Annotated in this window: 21 protein-coding genes; 11 read left to right on the forward strand and 10 right to left on the reverse strand. The window is 52.9% G+C overall.

Annotation, left to right across the window (positions count from 1 at the left end; genetic code table 11):
* Positions 1-59 precede the first annotated feature (59 nt).
* From LA756_RS09595 to LA756_RS09620, 6 genes are all read right to left on the reverse strand, one after another.
* Positions 60-494, reverse strand: a complete 435-nt coding sequence (locus LA756_RS09595) for a hypothetical protein (RefSeq protein WP_224439653.1) — start codon at positions 492-494, stop codon at positions 60-62.
* A 508-nt stretch (positions 495-1,002) separates the two neighbouring features.
* Positions 1,003-1,644 carry an HAD-IA family hydrolase gene (locus LA756_RS09600; protein WP_224439654.1) on the reverse strand — a complete coding sequence of 214 codons (642 nt, stop codon included), beginning with the start codon at positions 1,642-1,644 and terminating at the stop codon, positions 1,003-1,005.
* Between the two features lie 45 nt (positions 1,645-1,689).
* Positions 1,690-2,283, reverse strand: coding sequence for a hypothetical protein (locus LA756_RS09605; protein WP_224439655.1), 594 nt, complete (start codon positions 2,281-2,283; stop codon positions 1,690-1,692).
* A gap of 374 nt (positions 2,284-2,657) precedes the next feature.
* Positions 2,658-2,858 carry a YjfB family protein gene (locus LA756_RS09610; RefSeq protein WP_224439656.1) on the reverse strand — a complete coding sequence of 67 codons (201 nt, stop codon included), beginning with the start codon at positions 2,856-2,858 and terminating at the stop codon, positions 2,658-2,660.
* Positions 2,859-3,047: 189 nt separating this feature from the next.
* Positions 3,048-4,751 (reverse strand): VWA domain-containing protein, encoded by a 1,704-nt coding sequence (locus tag LA756_RS09615; protein ID WP_224439657.1) that lies wholly within the window; start codon positions 4,749-4,751, stop codon positions 3,048-3,050.
* Positions 4,752-4,801: 50 nt separating this feature from the next.
* Complete coding sequence (locus tag LA756_RS09620; RefSeq protein WP_224439658.1) at positions 4,802-6,241, reverse strand: magnesium chelatase; 1,440 nt, start codon at positions 6,239-6,241, stop codon at positions 4,802-4,804.
* A 253-nt stretch (positions 6,242-6,494) separates the two neighbouring features.
* On the opposite strand from LA756_RS09620, the gene LA756_RS09625 reads away from it, so the two are divergent.
* Complete coding sequence (locus LA756_RS09625; protein WP_224439659.1) at positions 6,495-7,211, forward strand: hypothetical protein; 717 nt, start codon at positions 6,495-6,497, stop codon at positions 7,209-7,211.
* A 40-nt stretch (positions 7,212-7,251) separates the two neighbouring features.
* Here the strand turns inward: LA756_RS09625 and LA756_RS09630 are convergent, their stop codons facing one another.
* Complete coding sequence (locus LA756_RS09630; RefSeq protein ID WP_224439660.1) at positions 7,252-9,180, reverse strand: hypothetical protein; 1,929 nt, start codon at positions 9,178-9,180, stop codon at positions 7,252-7,254.
* A 277-nt stretch (positions 9,181-9,457) separates the two neighbouring features.
* Here LA756_RS09630 and LA756_RS09635 point away from each other — a divergent pair, with 277 nt between their 5' ends.
* Complete coding sequence (locus LA756_RS09635) at positions 9,458-10,861, forward strand: HD domain-containing protein (RefSeq protein WP_224439661.1); 1,404 nt, start codon at positions 9,458-9,460, stop codon at positions 10,859-10,861.
* A gap of 668 nt (positions 10,862-11,529) precedes the next feature.
* On the opposite strand, the gene LA756_RS09640 is transcribed toward LA756_RS09635, so the two are convergent.
* Positions 11,530-12,138 carry a hypothetical protein gene (locus tag LA756_RS09640; RefSeq protein ID WP_224439662.1) on the reverse strand — a complete coding sequence of 203 codons (609 nt, stop codon included), beginning with the start codon at positions 12,136-12,138 and terminating at the stop codon, positions 11,530-11,532.
* 165 nt (positions 12,139-12,303) lie between these two features.
* Here LA756_RS09640 and purB point away from each other — a divergent pair, with 165 nt between their 5' ends.
* Entirely contained in the window at positions 12,304-13,731 is a 1,428-nt protein-coding gene (gene purB / locus LA756_RS09645; protein ID WP_224439663.1) for an adenylosuccinate lyase, read from the forward strand.
* A 45-nt stretch (positions 13,732-13,776) separates the two neighbouring features.
* Here the strand turns inward: purB and LA756_RS09650 are convergent, their stop codons facing one another.
* Together LA756_RS09650 and LA756_RS09655 are read right to left on the reverse strand one after the other, a co-directional pair.
* Positions 13,777-14,283 (reverse strand): Fur family transcriptional regulator, encoded by a 507-nt coding sequence (locus LA756_RS09650; RefSeq protein ID WP_224439664.1) that lies wholly within the window; start codon positions 14,281-14,283, stop codon positions 13,777-13,779.
* Positions 14,284-14,551: 268 nt separating this feature from the next.
* Positions 14,552-14,830, reverse strand: coding sequence for a flagellar biosynthesis anti-sigma factor FlgM (locus LA756_RS09655; RefSeq protein ID WP_224439665.1), 279 nt, complete (start codon positions 14,828-14,830; stop codon positions 14,552-14,554).
* 1,062 nt (positions 14,831-15,892) lie between these two features.
* Between LA756_RS09655 and LA756_RS09660 the strand changes: the two genes are divergently transcribed.
* From LA756_RS09660 to LA756_RS09695, 8 genes are all read left to right on the forward strand, one after another.
* Complete coding sequence (locus LA756_RS09660; protein WP_224439666.1) at positions 15,893-16,105, forward strand: hypothetical protein; 213 nt, start codon at positions 15,893-15,895, stop codon at positions 16,103-16,105.
* 135 nt (positions 16,106-16,240) lie between these two features.
* The gene (locus LA756_RS09665) at positions 16,241-16,489 is read left to right on the forward strand and encodes a ribosomal protein L7/L12 (RefSeq protein WP_224439667.1); all 249 of its coding nucleotides are present in this window, start codon (positions 16,241-16,243) and stop codon (positions 16,487-16,489) included.
* Positions 16,490-16,811: 322 nt separating this feature from the next.
* Positions 16,812-17,357 (forward strand): sigma-70 family RNA polymerase sigma factor, encoded by a 546-nt coding sequence (locus LA756_RS09670; RefSeq protein WP_224439668.1) that lies wholly within the window; start codon positions 16,812-16,814, stop codon positions 17,355-17,357.
* On the forward strand, positions 17,354-18,778 hold the full coding sequence (locus LA756_RS09675; protein ID WP_224439669.1) for a FecR family protein: 1,425 nt from the start codon (positions 17,354-17,356) through the stop codon (positions 18,776-18,778). The genes LA756_RS09670 and LA756_RS09675 overlap by 4 nt, the downstream gene beginning before the upstream one ends.
* Before the next feature lie 52 nt (positions 18,779-18,830).
* A complete protein-coding gene (locus LA756_RS09680) occupies positions 18,831-19,829 on the forward strand; it encodes a DUF1559 domain-containing protein (protein WP_224439670.1) in 999 nt (332 codons plus the stop codon).
* Between the two features lie 68 nt (positions 19,830-19,897).
* Positions 19,898-20,314 carry a carboxypeptidase-like regulatory domain-containing protein gene (locus LA756_RS09685; RefSeq protein WP_224439671.1) on the forward strand — a complete coding sequence of 139 codons (417 nt, stop codon included), beginning with the start codon at positions 19,898-19,900 and terminating at the stop codon, positions 20,312-20,314.
* A 162-nt stretch (positions 20,315-20,476) separates the two neighbouring features.
* On the forward strand, positions 20,477-22,771 hold the full coding sequence (locus LA756_RS09690; RefSeq protein ID WP_224439672.1) for a hypothetical protein: 2,295 nt from the start codon (positions 20,477-20,479) through the stop codon (positions 22,769-22,771).
* 133 nt (positions 22,772-22,904) lie between these two features.
* Complete coding sequence (locus LA756_RS09695; protein ID WP_224439673.1) at positions 22,905-24,515, forward strand: endonuclease/exonuclease/phosphatase family protein; 1,611 nt, start codon at positions 22,905-22,907, stop codon at positions 24,513-24,515.
* The last annotated feature ends 7 nt before the right edge of the window (positions 24,516-24,522 follow it).

A 24,522-nucleotide genomic window follows, 5' to 3' on the forward strand; every position in this document is an offset into this window, starting at 1 on the left:
TCCTATGAAGGAATAGAAAGGGAGTTCGGGAGCAGAATAGGGTGTTGGTGCTGGATGGTTTACGGAATGGACAGCTCGAAGTGATTCTCCTCGCCATCAACGACCGTAACGGTCTGTTCACTTTTGGAATTCCACTTGGATGGAATACGTTCTTTGGCGACTTGGCGTGACTCGCCTGGCTCACCGACCGCCTCGGTCGCGGACGAATCGGCACTATTAACACGAACGGTGTAGGTACCTGGCGGCAATCCTCGCTCGCGATCTAATTCGAACTTGCCACTGGAAATCGTCGCGCCGCCGGGGCGACCGTTTTCTCGGTCTTGGGGATCAAAAGAAATTGAACCGGTGTCCAGCGGTTGGTCCTTGAGGGTGACCTGACCACTGACTGCCTGGCGGTTGAGCGGATCGCTCGTGGCACCGCAACCGGCAAGGCCAACAAAGAGAATAGTGACGATCGTCCATCTCCCTGTTGAAAGAAGACTCACCTTCGTCATGAGGCAACTTCCTTGAATTTGAGAAGAGAAGTGGGAAATTGATGCCACGTGACATCGTAATATGATTTAATGCGAAAGGAATACCAATTTTCGTTTTTTTGTTGGCAATCCTTACGCCGCTGCGCTGTAACCGCGTGAATTTGAATCGTGACATCAACCGATCAAGATGTTGACTTTCACGAATGCGCAACATCATTCGATCTTGATGAACACGTCGGCAACTCGATTTCAAGGATTGCCTGCTTAAAGAGCCACTTGAGGTGGAGATATTTAACCGCTTCCAAACGTGATCGAATTCGATCCGCACTTGTTAGGGGCAAGATTTGAATGGCATGCGAAGACTCGCGTGTTACCGCGATTGTGCCGTCACATTGAAAAGTTTTTTTGCGCTCTCACTTTGTCGCGATCCACAAGCAACGTGCGAACTCCCTAAAAGCATGGGACGACGTGCTACTTCCGAGGGCAGTTGCTTAGAAGGTAAGCACACGAATGAATCGAAATGCTTTGATTATTCGCCGGCAGCAAACGACTTGAGAAGCATCGAGAGTTGCGTCATTTGTTGGAATTTGGTGACACCCTCAATCTCGGGAAAGCTGCCGCTGGGATCATAGCGGAGCACACGCATTCCAGCCGACATGGCCGCCGCTACACCGACGTCACTATCTTCGACAACAATACATTGATCGACAGTGCGATTCATCTTGTCCGCGGCATGCAGAAAGATGGCAGGGTCCGGCTTCCAAGCGTTGATCTCGTAGCAACTAAAAACCGCTTCGCCGAAAAAGGAAGCCAATCCGCAAACATTCAGGGCCAATTGGATCTTTGCCGGAGGGGCACTGGAAGCAACGCAGCGAGGCAGCGTCAACTGCTGAAGCATATCGACCACGCCAGGCATGGGCTGCAGTTCCGTTTCGATTCGAGATGCGGCGAAGTCTCGGTATTCGTTCTCGAAGCCCGTCGGTAGCTTCCGCCCTAGACGCTGCTCAACATCCAGCATGATGTTCGCCATACGTTGGCCGCGGTAACGCTCCGAAATTACATGCAGCGGCTCGTTCAATTCCGGAAGCATGTCGAGCAGTGCCTGCGAACCGAGCGTTTCGCTATCGACCAACGTGCCGTCTAAATCGAAAATGACACATCGGTTCGACATCAGTAGCGAACAACTCCCTTGAAGATGACCTGCGTGGCGGCAGGCCTACCAGACGCGGCGTGGCGAACAGGCAGCCAATCGCTTTGAGGCAAGTCGAGGATGGGCGTTGTTCAAACGAAGATTGGCACGGCCTTCCAAGTCTTCCTTCGCAGCGGTACCGCGTAAGAGGAAGCAAAGATCATCGCCAGCGGTTGTCGTGACGATATCCATCAGGCCAGCCGGCGAACGCACCAGGCGTTGTTTCTCGACATCCATGCTGAAATAGGCCAGCAAGTCTTGTCGATCAGAGAGATAGGTGATCAGGTAAGGATGATCAACCGATCCGTCGCCCGTTTCCAGCAAACCACGCAGGATGGTTTCGGTAAGAAAACGTTCCAGTTCCGCGTCGTCTTCGCAGCCCATTTGCTGAGCGGCAATCGAAGCGTACAAGTGTGCCGAAGGAGAAGCGACCCAGGCAAATGGCATCAGTTCGGTTAGATCGAACATCTGTTGATAACCACCACAACCGCAAAGGTCGGCGAGTTGGTCTACGAAGCTCCCCACCGCACAGAAGTCGGTTTCCCCTTGGACTTCCTCTTGAAGTTTGAGGAAGCCTTCTCGGCTGGGTGCTTCGAGAAATGCCTGGTAGTGATCGATCATTCAAAGCCTTCAGAACGTGTTCGCTCGGGAGCAAACTTGCGAGTTTGTTTTCGTCTCGCGATGTTTGCTGTAGCGACTTTCGTAACATGCAAGCATGTCACTCTTCTTTAGACTAACGACGACGTTTTAAAAACGCAATAACTTACGCGTTGTTTGTCGCATGATTTTGTAACGCGTGTTGTTGTGTTGAAAGTCAATCAACAGCGCGCCGTCGATTCCATTCGAACCATAGCTCTTGCGATGACGATGGCAACTGACTTGTTGTAGTCATGCATCAACTTCAACAGGAAACAACAACCATCAAGCAAGAAACAAAAACGCCGCAGGCACATGTTCGTGTCGCGGCGTGTGTTGTTTTGGTTGACAGCAGGCAACTACCCGGTCGTGTTAATCAAGTTTCCCGTGCCTGGCGACTTGCTGATCCGAGCAGCCGATTCAATCAACTGAACGGCGGCATCGCCTTGCTGCTTTTGGGCGTCGAGTGTCTTCTTTGCGACGGCAATGTCGGCCTGATTCTGAACTTGAGCCTGTTGAATCGCCGTGGCCTGCGACGCGATACCATCCACACTTGTCATTTTCTGCTCCCGAGGGTGTTTCTGAGTCTTCGGCGAAGTCGTGTTTCCCTTCAGAAAGTGAGCACGCCGTATCCATTTCATCGGCAATCGAAGCGGAAACCCTTCGAGAAAACCTGCTTGGGGAGAAGTTGTACCCGTTTTTCGGGTTAGATGAGGCAAACCGCAGCACCGACCGGCCCAATCGGCCACTTAACCGAGCACTTCTCGCTTGCGATTGATGTAATCCCAAACGACATAGCGATCTAAATCGTTGCCGGCAGTAAAGAAAACGCGTCCCTTGGTCGATTCGGCCAGCCGATAAGCAAATCGAATATCTTCTTCGCTTTGCGACCAACTGGGGATCAGAAACATGTTGATCGTAATCCCTTCCTGCTCGCACAGCTTGCCTTCTCGCATGGTCGCCGCTTCGGTACGAGGATCAGGCGGGTAAAGCAAAAAGAGCTCGCTTCCTTCGAAATGCGCCGTGGGCAAGCCATCCGTGATCAAAATAATCTGCCGATTCGGCGTATCTTGAGTCGCCAAAAACAGTCGAGCTTGCTGCAACGCGTGCTGAATGTTGGTGAAATGAGGTGGAATGCGGTACTCGCTGACTTCCGGCTTGCTCATATCGGCCCGAAGCCGCACGACAGGATCGTGAATCGTGACTGGTTTCGGCAACAAGCCAATCACTTCGCCGGGGGCAACCGGCTTGGCGAATGAGTACATCTCGATCATCTGCAGAAAGTCCCCAGGGAATTCGCTACGAATCAGTCCCTGCATGGCCAACGCCATTCGTTTGACGTTCGCATACTGAGCGTCGTACCGCATGCTGCCGCTCATGTCCATAATGACGCACGTGGCACACTTTGGATTGTTTTTCGTCTTATGAATGACGATGTCTTCGCTGCGCATTTGCAGCGGTCGCTCGTTGCCCTGACGCAGCATGGCGTTGATCAGCGTCTGAGGGATATCCATGTTGGTCAGCGAATCGCCGAACTCGTAGTCTTTGGTCGCTTGAAGCTCAACGGCCCCTTCCCCGACAATCGGCCCCTGATGCCGTCCTGATCGCGACGCCTGAAGGTTACTGAAGATCCGTTCGAGCAGCTTTCCCTGGAATATTTTGTAGGCCTGAGGCGAAAGATGCACGTTACCTGATTGATTCGTCAGGCCCTGCTGTTCCGCTTGCTCTCGAAGATATTGCTCGACTTGGCGCTGCAGCTGCATCAGCTGTTCCATCTCGCCGGGATCGGCATATTCGGAAAGCTGTTCCATATCGATGATGCCGATCTGAGCATTTTCACGGGCCTGTTTCAGCTGCTCCAGCAGTTCGTCGATTTTCTCGAGCTCTTCTTTGACTTCGATCGCTTTATCAACGGTCATCGTCTCGCGTCCGGTGAAATCGTACTTGGCGACCAACTGATCGACTTCGTACTTTCGGCTCAGATGCTCGATCAGCATGACCAAGTCACGCCCGAACGTTGAACGTTCGTCGTCCAGCGCATACCAAACGCGTTCTAAATCGTAGAGCTGTTCCTGTTCAAACCCTAGCTGGAAGCGTTCTCGTTGCCGCTTGGGGGGCTGGAGCGGCTCCCCATGGTCTCGGTAGGCTTTCTTGGCCGCTTTCTGGGCGGCGTCGGTTTCATACGTTTCCAGAATCTTCCGCTTTCGCTCTTCCAACATCTTGATGAGCGAATCGATACTAGGTCCAAGCCCTGAAATCTGGCTCGGATCAATCTTCACCGCGTTGGCCAACTGCTCTGGCGTCAATTCGAACTGATCGCCATACATCAGCCAATGCTCCATCGCCGGCGAAACCAAATCTGGCGGCGGTGCTTTGGGGCTGGGGAACTTCGTCGGATCGTACTTCTGGTACGTATGAATGATCCCGCCAGGCGTTTGTTTGCGCTGAGCCATGACGTTCGTTTCCTGCTAAGTGATTCGGGAATTGGCTCGAAAGGTTTCGCCTACTCGAATTCGTAGGTGATTTTGCCGTGATGTTGAGCTCGGCTGATACGGTCGAGGGCATACAATCCAGCGAGCACGAATTCGACGCACGATGCTCGCATCGCGGGGTTCTCGGAAGCATTCAACTCGAAGGCTCTGTCCCAGACCGGCGGCACTCGCTTCAACCGATCGGTGTAGTGCTCTGAAGGTAGCAAATCGCCTACCTCGATTTTGACGCCCTTCTGGAAGATCTCTGCGATTTGCTCGAGTCCATGCTCTTGAATGTATTCTTGAAAGACGGTTCCCACCGCTTCGGCAATCAACGCATCCAAGACCTGACGTTCCGACATCTGATGGCTGCCCATCATGTCGAGTTCCAACTTGCCAAGGCTGGAAGTATAGATATGACCAAAGTCACTCAAGCGAACCACCGCAGGCTTTTCGTTAAGCAGAATGCCTCGATGCCGTGCCGAAGCAATTACCGTACTGTAGTTGGCGATGCTGAAGCGAGCACTGACGCCTGACTGCTGATCGACGAATTTGCTACGGCGAGCCGCTTCGGTGATCTGCTCGAGCACTTCTTTCATGAAGTACGGCATCACCACGGGATAGTCGCCTTCCAACTGCACTTCCGCCTCTTGCTCGATGATTTGAATTCCCAAATCTCGCTGACGCGGGTAATGGGTGTGAATCACCGAACCAATTCGGTCCTTCAGCTGCGGGATGACTTTGCCGCTGCGGTTGAACGTGGAAGGGTTGGCCGAGAAAAGCAAGACTAAGTCGATATCGAAGTTAACCGGATAGCCACGGATTTGGACGTCTCGTTCTTCCAGCATGTTGAACAAGCCAACTTGAACCAGTTCGTCCAGCTCAGGCAATTCGTTCATCGCGAAGATACCTCGGTGCATGCGAGGAATCAGGCCGAAGTGCAATGCTTCTTCCGTGCTCATGCTCACCCCGCCGGCTAGTTTGGCAGGGTCGATTTCACCGATGACGTCCGCAAACTTCGTCCCCGGGGCGAGTCGTTCGGCGTAACGTTCTTCCCGCGGCCACCACGCGATCGGGATTTCCTCATCCCCATGCTCGGCGACGAACTTTTTAGCGACCGAAGTGATCGGATGGTAAGGATCCTCGTGGACAGGGCATTCCGGAATGTTCAGGTACGGAATCGCCTCGTCCAGGAAGCGAACCATCGTTCGCATCATGCGGCTCTTCCCCTGCCCTTTTTCACCCATGAACAACATGTCGTGCCCGGCAATCAAAGCCAGGTGAATCTCTGGCAAGACGGTATCTTCATAGCCGATCATGCCGGGGAATGTTTCTTCGCCGGAGGCCAGCATGCGAGTAAAGTTGTCTTGAATCTCTTGCTTCACAGATCGCGACTGCCAACCGCTCTCCTTCAGCTCTTTCAAGTTCACGGGCCGCGAAGAAGTCTGGTTCACGTCGTTCGAGCTTGTCACTATCCAATCTTCCCTGTGGCTGATGTCATTTTTGAAACTCCCGGAATTATAGCGCGACCAGCCTAAAGGCCAAGCTTTCGCCCATCAGGGGAGCCTATTGCACCGATAGGTCTTCACCATAACCGCATATCGCGGACACTTTCATCCACCCCAAGCAAAAAATGCGATACCGAAGCCTTCGTGTATACTTCTGACGAGCGGTCGGCTAGTTTAAAAGCTATCGATCCGCCCCCAGCCGCCCTCGTAGGTGACCATGTCCTCCGAATCGAACATCGAACAGCCCGAGGAACGCCCGCAGCAGTTTCGCTTGATTCACCTGATGACGCTCATGTCAGGCTTGGCCTTCTTCTCCGCGATGGCTGCTCCTTTGTATCGCGCGATGGATACCGGACGGCAGTTTCAGTTCATCCTTGAGCTACTACTGCAACTGCTGATCGCTGGCGGGACAGCCTTTTTTTTCTCGTATCGCCGCTCGCAATTGCTGAAAAAGTCGGGCCAGTCGATCGGGATTGGTTATCCGGGGAATGTACCGGGAAAGTATGGCCCGATCATTTTAAGCAGTGTCGCGATACTGTGTTTGGCCACCATTCAATTGGCGATGGCCTGGTTTTTGACGATGTCGTCAGACTCAAGCACGCGCCCGATGTTTCTCATTCAACAGGTGCAGCTTTCATTTTTTGCCGGTGCAATGATGATGCAGCTGGTCTGGGGACGAAGCATCGGTACGACCGAGTTCTTTGAGAACGGAGTCGCTGCTGGCTCTTTTGAATTGGTTCCCTGGGAACGTATCACGTTGAGACCGAGCCAGTTCGATGAAAACCGCATCGTGATGGTCAACCAAGGGGTCGCACGTCCGAACTATCGTGTCGGAGCGATTACCACGACACTGCTTGTGCTTGAGCCGACCAGGAGCATGCTGTTGTCACGTTACGAGAAGCAGACGCCGGGCCATGAAAAAAGCCCCGGCTAGGCCGAGGCTTCTTGTGGTTTTCAATTCGGTTCGGTGCGATTTACTTCTTCAGCATCGCCCCGGAAACGTACCAGCCATCTTTCTCGGTACGTCCGTACGAACCGGCTGGTCCAAGGTAACCTTCGACTTTGGCGAATGGTGGCAACTTGGTGGCGTCGATCTGCTGCTCACGCGTCGCGAGTTCATCCTCTTGGCCCATGCTCCACAGCTCGTTGATGATTTTGCCGAGGGCCGATTCCGATTCTGGCATTTTCCCTTGCTGCATCAGTTCGTAGGTGACCTGAGCGGCTTGGTCGGTGCGAGCGAAGTGGCGGAAGCTGTCTTGCCCGCTACCCAGGGTCGACAACACTCCTTCAATCCGCAGGAAGTCAGCTGCGTTGGCCAACAGTTCAGCGTTGCCGTTGGCCTGGTTTGTGAGGATAACCTTCTTCAGCAGTTCCTTGTTGTTGCCAAAGAAGAGCCAATCGCCGACAACCGCAACAGCCGCATTCGGAATAGCAGGCTTGTTGTTGCCACCTTGAGCGAATTGATTGTTCGCGGCGAATGCGTCAGGAAAGCCAGGACCGCTGATCACGAGCGTTGGAATTTCTTCTTCCTCTTCGTGAATTTCCCAGATCTCGTCGTCGCCAACAGGATGCTTTTCGGCGTTCGGATCTTGCTGCATGATCTGCGTAATGGCTGCTTTGACAGGACCAGCATTCAGCAAGTGAACGGCCACCATACGCTGTTCTGACTGCGGCGTGATCGGCGTCTTCACGTCGACCAGCATGCAAACTTTGTCATCCAGATGACGGACAATCTGATTGACGACGTCGACCTTAGGACCAGCGGGGTCTTTTTCGAGGCTTTCGATCAGTTCGTCGAAGATTTCGTCGTCGGCATATTCGTTGACGATCGTTTCGCTGAACTTGAAGGCGTCCTGAACGTTCCAGCGGAAGTCAAGGAACGTCGCCACGTCGGCAGGAACCCACTGGTATGGCTTGAAGCCTTTGTCATTCGGGAATGACAGAACGCGAGCACCGAGGCGGTACTTCTCGCCGTTTTCGGCCTTAGGATCTTGCGGAGCGTAAACGAACGAGCTGTGGACCATTTCCATTTCGTCGCCGTTGCTGACGATGAAATTAACGTAACCACCGAGCCCTTGGATGGCATCGAAACCTTGGTTACGCAGCAGCTGTAGCATGTCGGTACCACGTTTCTTGCGGCCACCTTGCTGCGAACGAATCACTTCGGCGTAACCGAACGGCTCGACAAACCATTCGAAGTCGTAGGTATCTGGTCCACGCCCAGCTTCGGCACGGGCCAGAACAGCTTTGAACGCTTCCAGCGAAGCAAGGTTGTCTTGCTTCGGGGCGGCGATCGCTTCCAAGATGTACGTTAACGAGGCCTTAGAGTCGGTCGCGATCAAAAGATCTTGCTCAATGGCGTAGTAAGCTTCGTTCGGGCCAGGCTTGTCTTGATTTGGCGGAAGATCGAACTTGGTAACTTGAACCCCGGCGACGGTTTCCTTCGATTCCTTGGCACCGTTGCCTTGCTGATTGCGAGAAATCTTCGCCAGCAATGCATCGACTTGGGCCTTCTTACCCGTAACGTCGACTGTCAGAACGACGCCATCCGACTTGGGGCCGTTAGGCTGATCGGTTGCGAAGCAGATCTCGCCGCCGTAAACGTCTTTCAAGTCATCCAACGTCAGAGCCAGCTTCACGCCGCCGGCGATCAGCTTTTGTTTGACTTGCTCTTTCAGATCATCCGTAAACGGCTTCATGACGGGGTCAGCCATCATTTTACCGATCTGCGTTTCGTCGAAATTCGCGGAGGCCTGATCGTAATCAGGAATCGAAACGTAGCTCTTGGTTGTCTGAGGGAGCACGGTGGCTGCCTTAGGGGCAGCTTCAAGCTGCGGCTGAGCAATAGAGACAATCCCTACACAAAGTAGGACGAAACGGGCCCAGCGATATGCTTCCATCACAATCAAAACTCCTCCGCCTGAGTAAAGCGAATTCCCCCAAAAAGCTGCCTGACGACCAATCGGGAAAATCCGAGGTGCTATTTCTATCGGCAAATGCGTTTAAAATTCCAGCTTGGAACTGCCTCGGTTCCACCCATCTACCGGTAAAACGACAATCGATACCTGTAAGATGTAGCGATTAAAACAATTAACGAATCTCCCTGATTCTGCGAAACTAGCGAATCTGGTGCAAGCTCTGCTAGTCTGCTTGCACCGTTTTAACCCCAAAGGAGTAAGGGTGAATCTCGATAAATTTGCCGCCGAGAGTCTCTGCTACGATCCTATCCACGGTTATGTTCCCTTCGTTTCGGAAGGTTCTTCCCCCTCGGAAGTCACCGAAAGGGACATCATCGATCATCCGTGGCTTCAGCGAATGCGACAGATCCACCAACTGCAGACCGCATGGTGGGTCTATCCAACCGCCGAACATACGCGGTTTCAGCACATCCTCGGGGTGATGCACCTGGCCAGCCGACTGATCCAACAGCTGTATCCCAGCCTGAAGGAAGTTTGTCCCGATGTTCCCTCTCGAGGGCATGTCGAATCTCTCCTGCGAATGGCGGGCCTATTGCACGATGTAGGGCATGGACCGTTCGGACATTTTTTCGACAGTCACTTCCTACAGCACTTCGGCCTGACCCACGAATCGCTGGGGGCCCATATCATCCAGCACGAGCTGGGGGACATGTTGTCTCAGCTACGGCGAAACCCTTATTCCCAAATGGAAGAAGGCGAACGAATCGATCCCCATCAAATCGCATGGATGATTCAACGCCCCAAGCCCGGCGATACGGCCGAGCATCCAAAATGGCTCGGTTTTCTGCGCAGCTTGCTGAGCGGCATTTACACCATCGACAACATGGACTTTGTCCTGCGCGATGCCTACATGACCGGGTACAGCCAACAGTCGTACGACTTGGAACGGCTGATTCGGTACAGTTTCTTTACCGAAAAAGGACTCACCATCCATGAACGGGGGATGGCAGCACTAATTCGGTTCATGAACGTCCGCGCTGAACTTTTTCAAACCGTCTATTTTCATCGCGAAGTAATGGCGATCGATAAGACGCTGGAAGACTTGTTCGCCGAGAGCCGGCCCTGGATGTTCCCAGGCAATCCGATCGAAAACCTTTCGGCCTATCAAGGCTTTACCGAATTTAGTTTGCTAGTCGACGCCGCCCGCTGGCATCAGTCGGAAGATCCAAAACAAGCGGAAGTGGGGCGCAAGTGGAAAGATCTTCTAAGCCGCAACATCCCCTGGCGATTCATCTGCGAGCGTTCTCTCCGCTTCGATGAAGGAGAAAGCCAAGAGATGACCATCTTCCGCAACGAAAGCTTTGCCTTAGCGGCACTGCGCGAAGTGCTGCCTGCAGAGCTGAAAGATACCCCGCTGAAGATCGCCCTCAACCGAACCGTCTTCCGTCCCAACACGAAGGGCCCCAGCGATCATCAGAACTTTATGTATGACGCAGCTCAAAAGCAGATTAAACAGTTGACCACCGACAAGATCTTCCGATCGTTGCCAGTGAGTCGCTTGATCTGTCGCATCTATGCCCAAGATGCATCGCTGGCTCCGCAGCTGGCTTCCGCGTTAGACCGCCTGGTGGGCAATCACGCCGTCGACGACTTGACGAACATGTAGTTCCATCTGAGCTATCGTTCTTCCTCTGCCTCTTCGCGTTCAGGGGCAGAGTGATCTTTTTCGATCGCATTCGGCGATTTGGTGGGTCACTATCCATTATTAACGCGTTCACGATTAGACCAGCCAGCGTTGTTATGCTTACCAGTCCCAATAAGAGAAGCACCATCCCTCGCGATTGCTGCGGAAACTCATAAACCAGCCGTCCCACGCCGAACAAAGCACCGAGCAAAAAAGTGATACCCAACAGTTGAGAAATGGTGAACTGCCGTTGCCATCCGTCCACAGCATCACTCGCCGGTTTTCGCCGGAGGAATACCAGGAGCAAATACCAGATACCGATCGCGATACCTAGATTCGAAAACCCGAAACAGATGGCCCCAAATATAAGAGCAAGCGGATCGCGTACGGCATGTGGCTCGATGAATGCCAAAACTGCCATCCCTCCGATCAATAGAAGTGGGATGGCGATGCCGATACCGATTCGATGGCAGACCTTTGAGTTCCGTCGATTCGCTCCCCCGAAAATCCATGGGAGTGCAATCAACAGAAGCAGGACCGCCAACATAGCCGCGGCCCAACCAGATCTGGGAATGTCCTGAAGCATTGTCCTGGATATAGAAACAGTAAGCGGCTGACACCACCGTTGCGAAGATTCTAGTCGACATGCCTTAGCGAAGCGAAGAGTCTTCCTTTCGCTTTTCTTCCAGTTCTCGCAGGCGATTGAGTCGCTTGCCAGACCCGCGGCCGAAGAAGAGATTCTCCATGCCGATGTAAGCGACCGTTCCGAGCAGGGCAATGATCAGCATGGCGCCACCAACGGCGTACCAATAAAGTGACGTCGTGTCCTGTGTGAGAGGAATTCGCACGACATTTACGATCACAGCTATTACTAATAAACCGATGAAAAGGTATTTCAGGCGAAACTGCTTGAAACGAAACGTTTCCACCCAATCGTCATGGCGCAGTCGATCACGGATTCCCCAGTAAACGCCGCACCCAATTACGATCAGCAGCGAGAGAGCCAACACAGAGGAAACCGCAAACATCAGCGAAATCTGACTGGCGATAAGAAAGAGAAATACAACAACCAATACCGGGAGTGCGCCCAAAACCACGATCCACGTCACAGTTTTCCTGGGACGAGAAGGGGCGTCTTTTTTCGATTCCTTCTTGAGGCGAAGCTGCTCACGAACACTCAGATCGCGATCCCAGACAAACGCGCTGATCGCCAGCACGAGAAATAAAAGAGACCAGCCTATAGCGGCGGTTAAGTTCATCGCATGAGGTTCCCCTAGCCCGACTCTTTTCCTTGGGCAAACCGTTATTCGTCAGCGAGCATCATTTCTTGGGGCAAGCGGCTTCGTACCCTGCCGAAACGCCCCTTTCTACGCTAAAATCAACCGGTTCAGACGTTCATTTGAATCCACACAGGGGAATTCCACGTGTCGCACGAACAATACGAAAACCCGTTGATCTCTCGGTATGCCTCGCGGGACATGAGCTTTTTGTGGAGTCCCCAGAAAAAACACTCGACGTGGCGACGTTTGTGGCTTGCCCTCGCTGAATCAGAACAAGAGCTCGGCCTCTCGATCACTGACGAGCAGCTCGACGCGATGCGAGCCAATCTTGATAATATCGACTTCGATCTCGCGGCGAAGCATGAAAAACGTCGCCGGCACGATGTGATGGCCCACGTGGAAACGTTCGCCGAAGCGGCCCCCGTTGCCAAGCCGATCATTCACCTGGGTGCGACTAGCTGCTTCGTCACCGACAATACCGACTTGATCTTGCTGCGAGACTCGCTCGAATTGGTTCGCGATCGGCTTGTTCGCTGCATCTATCTGCTGGCGAACTTTGCCAAACAATACCGCGACCTTCCTTGCCTCGGCTTTACCCACCTGCAATCAGCCCAGCCGACGACGATCGGCAAGCGAGCCACGCTTTGGTGCTACGATCTGGTGTTGGATTTGGAAGAAGTTGAACACCGCTTGGAGCTGCTACGTTTCCGTAGCACCAAGGGTACCACCGGTACGCAAGCCAGCTTTTTGGAGCTGTTCCACGGCAACCACGACCAGGTCAAGAAGCTTGAAAAGCGGGTCGCCGAGAAGATGGGCTTCGATCAGTTGTATGCCGTCACTGGGCAGACTTATTCGCGCAAAGTCGACACCCAGGTACTCGACTGCCTAAGCGGTATCGCTCAGTCGGCTCATAAGATTGCGACCGATCTGCGAATTTTGGCACACCGTCGTGAAGTAGAAGAGCCGATCGAAGAAAACCAAATTGGTTCTTCGGCGATGCCTTACAAGCGGAACCCTATGCGAAGCGAACGCATTTGCGGGCTCGCTCGCTACGTGATCAGCAATCAGGCCAACGGTGCCAACACGATCGCGACCCAGTGGATGGAACGTACGCTGGACGACAGCGCCAACCGTCGTTTGAGCTTGCCCCTCTCGTTCCTGGGAATCGATGCCATCCTGATTATTCTGGCTAATGTGTGCGATGGCTTGGTGGTCTACCCTGCCCTGGTCAAACGACACCTAGCGGAAGAGTTACCATTTATGGCGACAGAAAACTTGATGATGGCTGCCGTCAAAGCTGGTGGAGATCGCCAAGACCTGCACGAGAAAATTCGGGTTTATTCGCGAGAAGCTGGGGCACGCATCAAGCAGGAAGGCCTGGATAACGACTTGCTCGCACGAATCAAAGCAGATCCTGCGTTCCCAGAGTTCGATGCCGAAGCCATCCTCGAGCCGCTTCAATACGTCGGACGAGCTCCAGAACAAGTCGACGACTTCCTGGCCGACGTCATCCAGCCGATCCGCGATCGTTATCCGAACGTGACACTGGAAAATGAAGAGCTAAAGGTCTAAGTAAGATGCCGGACCCGCGACATACGGGCCCATCATCGATTCGTACTAGATCAAATCGACGCGTCGCTTTTTGCGGCGCGATTTCTTTTGGCAATCGTCGCAAACCCCATTCACGATAAAGCGGTGGCTGCTGGCACGGAATTGATGCAAGCGGGCCACGCTGTCGCGAAGTTCTTTCAGTTCCGCGCTCTGAAACTCGATCAGCTTCTGACACTGCGTACAGTAAAGGTGATCGTGGTCGGGATAACCATAGTCGTGCTCGTAGACGGCACGACCGCCGATCTCCATTTTGCGAAGCAGGCCTGATTCGACCAATTCATTCAATGTCCGATACACCGTTGGGCGGCTGACGCGGTCGGCACCTTTGCTGTGGTGCGACAGTTCGTCAATTAACTGATCAGCATCGAAATGCTCGTGGTGGCTAAAGACGTGCTCGATCAGGATACGCCGAGGCTGGGTGATTCGCTTTCCCTTACTTTTCAGGTACTCCTCGAACCGCTCCATTGGGGTAAGAGCGACGTCGACGGCTTCCAAAGCAAACGGATCGGACATGAGAATCTCAATAGGAACAACAAGGACTTCCGCGTTATTGAGACTGAGTTGCTATTTCTATCTAATTGCGGAGTAACGAGATACGCAACCACGTTGGCTATCAGTCTCAACATGGAATTCTAGGCCAAAGTTGCCTTGGTACAAGCCCAGATGGCGTTGAATTCGCTGACACTTAAACCGAACGATGGCGCGCAAAAAAACGGGCAGACATTGGCGGTCCAAGTCTGCCCGTGAAGGTTGAGTTGCTAAGTTGTTCTACGGCAATTGTTTAGCCGATTTCGTCCAACAGACGTTCCAGTGCCAGATCGAGCTTGTCGTCCGACAAGTACGTTCCGTCGGCGATCTGAGCCTTGATTTGGGCAACGCGATCGGCGCGAATGTCTGGGATGTCTTTCACTTGGCTGGCAAAGTCGGCTTCGTGCGAAATATCGAGCTCATCTACGGTATCAAATTGGGCGCGATTATCGACGGCCGGGGCCTGCGGTGCATGGTGCGGACCTCGGATGGACTGTGCCGGGTGAACTGCGGTTGGGCCATTAATATGCATGGTAAATCCTAACTCCCTTTGGACGTCTCGATCGTTTGAGCTTTGCGGTGATTGGGTCCGCTCAACGGGACGTCCCTAAAATCATGACCGGAATCGGAGGTCTGGGTTTTCCCTAAAAGGTTTGCCTGGCTTCTACAGACAATCCGCGGGAGGCAGTTTCCCGACCTCGCAAATATAGTTCATTGGCGTCTTCCATGGTGCCGTATTCCGTGTCAGTAATAGCCATCCGTGTGAAGCAAGTGACTCACGGCGAAGAGTTTGTCAGGAAGTACCCTTCTTATCGACTTGCTAGCACTCGAGATTAAACCATCTCTGATGCGGTCTTATTATGCAGTCCCTGGCAACGTCGCCGACCAGGCGGTCTCTTCCGACCCAGCAATTGACGCGGATTATCCGGTTTATGCAGGGCCATTAAGGGCCATCGGCGGCGAACACCTGCCTTGCGTGATCGCAAAATCGTTACGACTGCTCCACGCAAATGGTTTGCCAAAAATTACGGCATACGTCTACTTGGTGGCATTTTTCCACGCCCCCAGGCAAACGAGCCCGAGAGTACGCGAATCATCCTGATCGCTCAATCGCAATTGCGACTGTCGCTGCCCGAATCTTGAGAAATTCCGGTCCCTTCGGACGCTTTTCCTTCATTTATTTCAACATAAGTGGAAACCATCGCCCTGGATCACACGTTAACCTTTGATAGAAGGACTCGGTTTCCAGGTAAGTTTGCCTGAAATCGTACCGATATTGGGCGGCGAGCAGCGAATACCAAGATAAGCAATCGCTTTTCCATGATCGTACTCCAGAAGCACCCCAATGGGGTATTCGCCCTTCCCTCACCAAAAGTCCTTTGTGGTTTTCGCCCCCATTAGAAATATTTAATGCAACATGAAACCACATTAGTCCTATTGCACCGGTAGGCCTTTTTTACTAAATCTAAGAATCACGTGAACACGCAGAGCCGTTTTCACGTCATAAAGACTGAGTAGATACGCACCAAGCAGCGAAGGATACGTTGCGGTCAGCTACAGGGAACGTAGCGAACTTTCCCCAGGGAGTTCGCTAATGAACGACTCGCTTTTCGATACCATGCAAATCAAGCTGGAAGACGCCCGAGACCGGGAAGAAGCCCCCATCATGGTAGGCTTGGCCCCGTATATGGAATTGTCCAACTGGATGGACCAAGAGCTGGTAAAACTGCGTCTAGAGTTCCACGACTTCGAGACCACCAAATCCCACCGCGCCGGTGACTGGGCCAAGGTAGCACCGAATTCGTAGATCAAATCTAAACGCCGCTATCCATTTCATTCCTTATTTAACTCGGCGGAACACAATCGTATTTTCATGACCTAAAATAAGGGTGCTTCAGCACATGGAGCGCCCTTTTTTGTTTCTTGCGAGTAGGAAGCCCACATGTCCGAAGAAAAACCTTCGCTCGATGCCATCAAGCAGTACCTTCGCCAAGGGCAAAAGATCCAAGCAATTAAGGCTCTGCGTGAAGAAAGCGGCATCGGCTTAAAGGAAGCCAAAGATCAAGTCGACGCGATTCAGGCCAAAATGATTGCAGACGGAGAATCCCTGCCGAAAGCCAGTGGCTGCGCCGGCGTGCTCATCCTGTTTGCAGCCGGCCTCGGTACAGTCGGCGCATGGATGCTGACGTAACCGCTCGTCTTTTGATGCTAGAACTTGCGAGTCCCTCTCTTGGTGGCAACCTCTTATGACCACCATCGACTTCGCTAACTCTTAATATCCGCGTTCTCGTGGCACAAAGCATCGACGTTTCCGTACGATGTCCCTAGTTTTTCCCTGCTTTCACGCGATCGCTGAGACAAATCGTCCTCGCGATTTCCGCAAACTAAGACATTGTTGCAGAAAAAACGGAAATTTATCGGCCAAACTAAACCACTTGGCTGCGAGTGCTTGCAGAAAGAAAAAACTTTCGATTTCGATAACGTCTTTGGGGGTGGTGCGGCCCTCGAGAACTATGGCCACATCTTCTAGCGACAACACTACGAAACAGACCCGCTTCGCTGAGGTGTACATCACCAACCAAGAGCGACTGCGAGGTTACGTTTACTCGCTAGTGGCGAATTGGAACGACGCCGAGGAAGTTTTCCAACGTACGAGCCTCTGCTTATGGCGGAAATGGGAGCAATTTGATCAAGACCGAGACTTCCTGCCCTGGGCATTCGGTATCGCTCGAATCGAGGCGAAGCGATTTTTGTCCGAACGAAGCCGCCAGCAAAAAATGCTTAGCGACTCCGCCATGGACGCCCTGGACGTTGCCATTATTGAAAACTCGGAAGCCTTAGACGAACGCCTCGCAGCGCTCGAACATTGCGTCAAAAAGCTCCCTGCACAGCAACGCTCGATGTTGTGGACATCCTACAAGACTTCGATCTCGATCGAACAAGTCGGCGAACTGTTCGGGCTGTCTGCGAATGCCGTTTACAAACGACTTCGCAAGATTCGCGAGCAACTGCATCGCTGCATCGACGTACGACTCTCAAGCTGGGGAGAAGGCCTATGAATTCCTCGCCTAAAAAGATCGTTGGCCAGATGATTGACGATCCGAAAATCTTAAAGCTTGTCGATCTTTGCCTCAGCGATCAAGCCTCGCCAGAACAGTGGCAGGAACTCAGCCAGCTGATTGTCGAACGCAAAGACGTCTGCGAGTACTACGCCGCCCAGGCCGTCACTGGAGCACGCCTGGCATGGATCAGCAAGATCGACGAAGAGAGTGAACGAGAAATCCTGGAACGGATCGAGAAGGACGACTTGCTCGCTGCCATCGAGGAGCCTTCCGCCACTCAGTTTTCTTATCGTCGTGTGACCCTGACTGTCGGTGCATTTTGTGCTGCCATGTTGATCTTGTTTGGCGGACTAGCCGTTTCGCTGCTCTACCAAAACCACTCCCTTCCCAAGTCCAATGTTGCTTCGAGTGGCCCCGTCCCTCCGACGATCGTTGTCGCCAACGTTCCGGGACACTCTAAACCACTTGAGATCTACGGCGACGATGTGCTTGATTTGCCGGAAGGTATTTTCGATGCCACGACCGCGTCAGGCATGACCGTCCAGTTTTCTGGTCCCCTGAAACTTCGCGTTGACCAGCCCCTTTCCTGGCGACTCATCTACGGAAAATTGATTGCCGAGGTCAATTCCATATCAAACGGCTTCACTGTTCATACACCACACGCAAGCGTAGTCGATCTCGGTACAAAATTTGGAGTGGCGTTCGGCGAAGATGGCCAAACGAAAGTTTTGGTCTATGAAGGAAACGTGTCCGTCACGTCTGGAACCGTCGCTCGAAAATTGGTCAGTGGCGAAGGTCTTTCGATCGCAAGTATCGGCAACTTTCAGAAGCTCGATCCTGTCAGCGCGGAACAGTTCCTGATTCCCAGCGGAATTCCTACTTCGATCATCGCCGACGTTCAGCATAACTCGGTTAACGATGCTCAACCATTTTCCATTGTCCGCGGTGGTTTCCGTGAAGGAGCGCCTGCTTATGTCGATCGTGTTCACCAATGGAGTGGAGTCGATGCTGGCGGCATTCCGAAATGGATGGCCGATCAAGACTACGTTCAGTTTCCCAACGACTGGAAATTCGATAGCGATTGGAATCGCCGCAGCGACTTGGAAATTCGTGTGCAATTTAGTGGGCCGGTGGTCGCCTATCTATTAATGGACGAGCGATTGGAAGAGCCAGATTGGCTGACTCAACGCTTCACGAAAACAAGCATTACGATCGGACTCGACAAGGGTTCGCATGAAGACCCTCGCACAGGCTCCAACTACAAACTTCCGCAGGAGAAAGGGCCTGGACGATCAATCGATGTCTCTCTTCGCGTTTGGCGAATCGTATTGCCAGACGGAGGCGAACTACAACTCGGCCCTTTGGGTCAGCGAAACAGCGACTGGGTTGTCCCTGGTCTCGTCGCTCGACCACTTTAATTCTCTCGACACCTAATTCGTACGTTCTATTTTCAAAGGCTTATCAGATCTTATGAACATCACTCGCCGCAAGGGATTTACCCTGGTCGAACTGCTGGTCGTGATCGCCATTATTGGCGTCTTGATCGCATTGTTGCTGCCAGCCGTTCAGCAAGCACGTGAAGCAGCTCGCCGAATGCAGTGCACCAATCACTTGAAACAAATTGGGCTCGCGCTGCATAACTATCACGATACGTTCGGTGCGTTTCCCGCAATCAGCTACGACCATGAAGTCAACGGCGGAGACGAAACACGACACTCTAGCTGGAGCTGGGGAACGTTGATTCTGCCGCAAATGGAGCAAGGATCTGCCTACGACATTCTCGCACCGAGCAGCCCCGATCGTCTGCATGAGGCAGTCAACAAGCCTGAAAAGCTGGCCGTTTTGCAAACTCCACTTTCCACATGGCGTTGCCCGTCCGATACCGGTCCCGACTTAAACACGCACTTTGGGATCAACAATGGTTCCGGGAACCAGTCGCAAGACGTTCAAATCGCTACCGCCAATTACCTGGGCGTTAACTCGCAAGGGAACATTGATCGCCAGCGTTTTCACAACGGCGTGTTCTGCCCAGGTACCGACGTCCAAAGCAATGCTCGTCGCGTAGTCTCGATGCGGCACATCGTCGATGGAACGAGCAATACAGCTATGGTGGGTGAACGTGCTTGGATGATGCAAGGTGTCGAACTGGGCGCTGGGCTTGTATTCGGACATACCGGTAACGAAGACATCACCAACAGCCACAACTACGAAGATGGTTTTATCCAGGTCGTCGGCGGCGGTAAGACGCACATCAACACGATCGATACATGTGGCTCGTCATGCAACGACGTTGATGGTCGCCAAGGTTTCTCGAGCCTGCACCCCGGCGGAAGTCAGTTTACGTTCGTTGATGGTTCCGTCCATTTCATCAGCGAAAACATCGATGACAACTTCGGTGGCCCCACCGATTCCACCTACGAGCGTCTGCTGAACACCATCGACGGTCAACCTTTGGATTTGACCTTCTAAAGCTTCTTTAATCATTCAGCGATTCACCGAATTGTTTTGGTGAATCGCTTCAGTCAGAAAGCAATCTTATGTCTCGCATTCACACATTCTTTCCCCTGTTCGCGGTGCTGCTGCTGATCGGCTGTAGTGGATCAGGGATTCCTCCTGTTGGTGAAGTCCACGGTCAAATCACGCTCAATGGCGAGCCGGTACCCAACTGTCACGTCATGTTCGAGCCGATCGCCGGAGGCCGTAGCTCTTCCGCAATGACCGATGATTCCGGCCGCTACGTTTTGAAATATAAGGGAGACGCAGATGGTGCGTTGTTGGGGAAACATCGCGTCCGTCTAATCACTTCACGTGATCCCAGCCGGGACGATAACGGCCGAATCACCGATCCTGGCGTCAAAGAAAAACTTCCCAAGGAATACAACTCAGAAACCACACAGCAGGTCGAAGTCGTCGATGGGGACAACCCGATCGACTTCGTTATTCAAACCAGTTGAACGAACTCGACCCGACAAAACCAATAAGAAAACGCGTCAGATGTCCCTGACGCGTTTTTTTCGTGCGCAACTCATCCGCTTGAAGAATAACGTTGACGCGCGTCGTGCTGCCGGGCAAGATAGCTTTCCCCGCCCAATTCCTACCGCACGAAGAACCAGCCCATGACTTTGCTTCGTTGTCTTGTCGTCTCGATGATCGTTGCCCTGGCCCACTCGCTCGTTTACTCGAGTGAACTTCCTGCTGTTTCCGATAAGTCACCGGTCCCCGTCGATCACTTTCCAGATCGCCTGCACGCCGTTGTATGGCGAAATTGGGGATTGGTTCCCACGGATCGACTTGCCGATGTTTTGCAGACATCTCCCGAAAATATCGTGGCGATGGCTACCTCGATGGGCTTGTCCCCTTCGCTTGATGTTCCTGACGAAATGTCAACGCGTGGTTACATTACCATCGTACGACGCAACTGGCATTTGCTTCCCTATTCTCAGCTATTACAGCTGCTGCAGATCGATGAAAACGAGTTTGCCCACCGCCTTCGCGAAGACGACTTCCTGCTGATCAAGTTAGGTAATCTCAAGCCCAAATGCTCGCCGGTTATTTATCAGCCACCCTCCCCTGCGGCAAAATCGAGAGCGGCTGAAATCAAAGCGGTTGTTCAAAATACTTTCGGTGACTTGCTAAACATCGAACAAGAGCCACGGTTCGCGTTCATCGACGAGTTAAGCAAACTCGAATCAAACGCGACCCAGCAACCACCATCGAGCGGCCGTAGTCAGCATCCCCGCTTTATCTATTCGTATTTCGCGATGTTCGGCGATCCGCTAAGCGATCCCAAGCTCGATCCTTTTCCCGAGGGACTGCTCGCCCGACTTCAACAGCGAGGCGTCAATGGTGTTTGGCTGCATGTCGTTTTGCGAGACCTGGCTCCCCCGACAAAGGAATTCCCCGAGTTTGGTGCCGGGCACCGAGAGCGTCTGGAGAATCTTGCCAAGATGGTCGCACGTGCCAAGCGATACGGCATTGAGATCTATCTTTACATGAACGAGCCCCGGGCCATGCCGGAAGAGTTCTTCACCCACCGCGAGCGAATGCAAGGCGTCCGCGATCCTGGCTCACCGGTTCCCTACTATGCCATGTGCACGAGCAATCCAGAAGTCCGCCGTTGGGTCAGCGATAGTTTGGCATATGTGTTCGATCGCGTTCCCGATCTGGGAGGCGTCTTCACGATTACTGCCTCGGAAAACCTGACCAACTGTTCTTCCAAATTCACACACGATCAATGCCCCCGCTGCAAAGATCGCGATGCGTCGGATATTCTCGTCGAGATCAACACGGCCATCGCAAACGGGGTTCATCGTTCATCTCCTGAAGCGAAAGTGATTGCTTGGGATTGGGGTTGGGCTCGTCACGGAGATGCCAGCGATACAGTGGCTAAGCTTCCAGAAGATATCTGGCTGATGTCGGTCAGCGAATGGAAGCTGCCCATCGAGCGAGGAGGCGTGAAAGCCACCATCGGCGAGTACTCAATCTCTGCGGTCGGTCCCGGACCGCGGGCGTTGAAGCATTGGCAAGTCGCTCAAGAGAACGATCTGCATACGTTGGCCAAAGTTCAGTTCAACGTTACCTGGGAAATGGCGGCGGTCCCCTACGTTCCTGTCATGAATCTGATCGCCCAGCACAATGCCAATCTGGCCGCGGCAAAACTTGACGGTCAGATGCTTAGTTGGTCGCTGGGTGGGTATCCTTCACCCAACTTGGAGCTCGCCAAATACTTTGCCGAAGATCCCACGCTTACCGTCGATCAAGCGCTCGAGAAACTGGCTCAATCGACCTATGGGGACGCGGCCGCCGCGGAAGCGAAACTTGCCTGGAAGCATTTCAGCGAGGGCTACTCCGAGTATCCTTATGCAGGCATGTACACCGGGCCACAACATATCGGCCCCGCGAATTTGTTGTACGCTGAGTCAACCGGATATGCCCCCGGAATGGTCTGCTTTCCCTACGACAACTTAAAGCGTTGGAGTGTTCCCTTTCCGCCGGAAGTTTATGCCCAACAATTCGAGAAGATCGCCACTGGTTTCGAGCGAGGGCTAACACATCTTGAAAAGGCAGCGGCTCAAGCTCCATCTGAAAAGCAGGCTTTCGTACGAAACGATTTGAGCAATGCCCAAGCATGCCAGCTTCACTTTCAAACCGTTCCTCAGCAGGTTCGGTACATACTTGCCAGGGATCAGTTTGCCGCAGCCGACGATGACGTCAGTCGCGATGCAGCAAGAGAGAAAATTCAAGAGGCTTTGGATTCCGAAATCAAAACGGCCGTTGCCCTCTATCCTGTGGTTGCCGCCGATTCACGCATCGGCTACGAGGCATCGAATCATTACTTCTATGTCCCGCACGACGTCATCGAAAAAGTGATCAACTGCCACTACCTGAAGCAGCACTTCGCCAAGGAGTAACCGGGCATGCGAACAATTGGCGTGCGCATTTTGTCAATTTGAACTTCGCAAAAGCTCCTTGTTTGCCGGCGCAATCCAGGTTTTATTGACTAGGGAAATCCCCAAGCCAATTGAATGAAACCTGGACATCCTTATGCCCGCAAGAATTATTGTTGCCGCGTTACTATTTTGCTTCCTCTTGTTCGGTAGTGAAACCAACGCATGGGCCGGTGAACCTGCTGCGCTTCGCGTGATGACGTGGAACATTTGGCATGGAGGCCGCGAAGATGGCGAAAAGCTCGGCGTGGATCGAGTCGTTGAAGTTATTCGGCAAAGCAAAGCCAATGTTATTGCGATGCAGGAAACGTACGGCTCCGGCGAACGTATCGCAAAAGAGCTTGGCTATCACTTTCATCCACGCGGCACAAACGTTTCTCTACTGAGTCGCTATCCAATCGTGGAAGACATCTCGGTATTCGAGCCGTTCAAGTGTGCAGGGGCTATTATTGAACTGCCTGGCAAACGGCAAATTGCCTTTTATTCGATATGGCTTCCCTACGGTGCCGAAATATGGGCTAAAGGAACCCGTGATGCGAGCGACAAGTCAAGCATGCTTAAAGCGTGTCAGCCATCGTGTGATGATCTGTCCGCGATGTGGAAACTTATCGAGCAACGTTTGGCCGATTCGAAGTATGCAGGTATTCCTATCGTCATCGCCGGTGACTTTAACAGCATGTCGCACCTCGACTATATCGCTTCCGCGAAGGACGACTACGAAATAGTTGTCGACTGGCCCACCAGCCATGTCTTAGCAGACGAGGGCTTCCGCGACGCTTGGCGAGAAGTTCGTCCTGAAGTAAACCGCAATCTCGATGCGACTTGGACGCCGCGATTCCCTGAACAAGAACAAGACCGGATCGATTATATCTACTACCGAGGCGACGCTCTCCAAGCCACTGATGTCGAACGGATCAATACTCACACGGACAAGTTCCCCTCGGATCACGCGGCAGTTGTTGCTCAGTTTGCCCTGCTAAAACCGGATCCACCAAAGCAGCGTCTGCGAACGGTAAGCTACAACATTCGCCATGGCGCCGGGACAAGTGGCAAAGTCGATCTGGAAATGACTGCCGCTCTACTGCGGAATCTTTCCCCTGATATCGTCGGCCTGCAAGAGGTCGACAACGGAACATCACGCAGCGGGAATACCGCTCAGGCCCAACAGCTTGGCAAACTTCTCGGCATGCATGCGGCGTTCGGCAAATTCATGGATCTGCAAGGGGGCGAATATGGTATGGGGCTACTCTCACGGCATCCGATCAAATCGGTGCAGGAAGTTAAGTTGCCCAAAGGACACGAGCCGCGTGTCGCGTTGGCAGTCGAAATCGCCCTTCCTTCCGGGGAAATTATCACCGCAGTCAATGTCCACTTTGATTGGGTCGATGACGATACGTATCGTTTTGCTCAAGCCGAACATTTGGCGAAGTATTTACAAGAATTAAAAACGCCCTACATCCTGCTCGGTGACTTTAACGACATCCGTACGTCCCGCACGCTTAAGCTACTTTCAGAAAATACGATTGAAGCGAAAAAGCCCACAAGCCGCTTCCGAACATGGCCGTCGGATAAACCGGAAGTCGAAATCGACTTTATCTTTGCCTCACCAATCGACCGCTGGAATGCCCCGCTTTGCCGCGTCTTGGAAGCTCCCACGACATCTGATCATTGTCCGGTCTTTAGCGTGCTGGAGTTAAGCCAACCGTAGCTCAAAA

Origin of the sequence: Bremerella sp. TYQ1, assembly GCF_020150455.1 — a bacterium.
GTDB classification, from domain to species: Bacteria; Planctomycetota; Planctomycetia; order Pirellulales; family Pirellulaceae; genus Bremerella; species Bremerella volcania_A.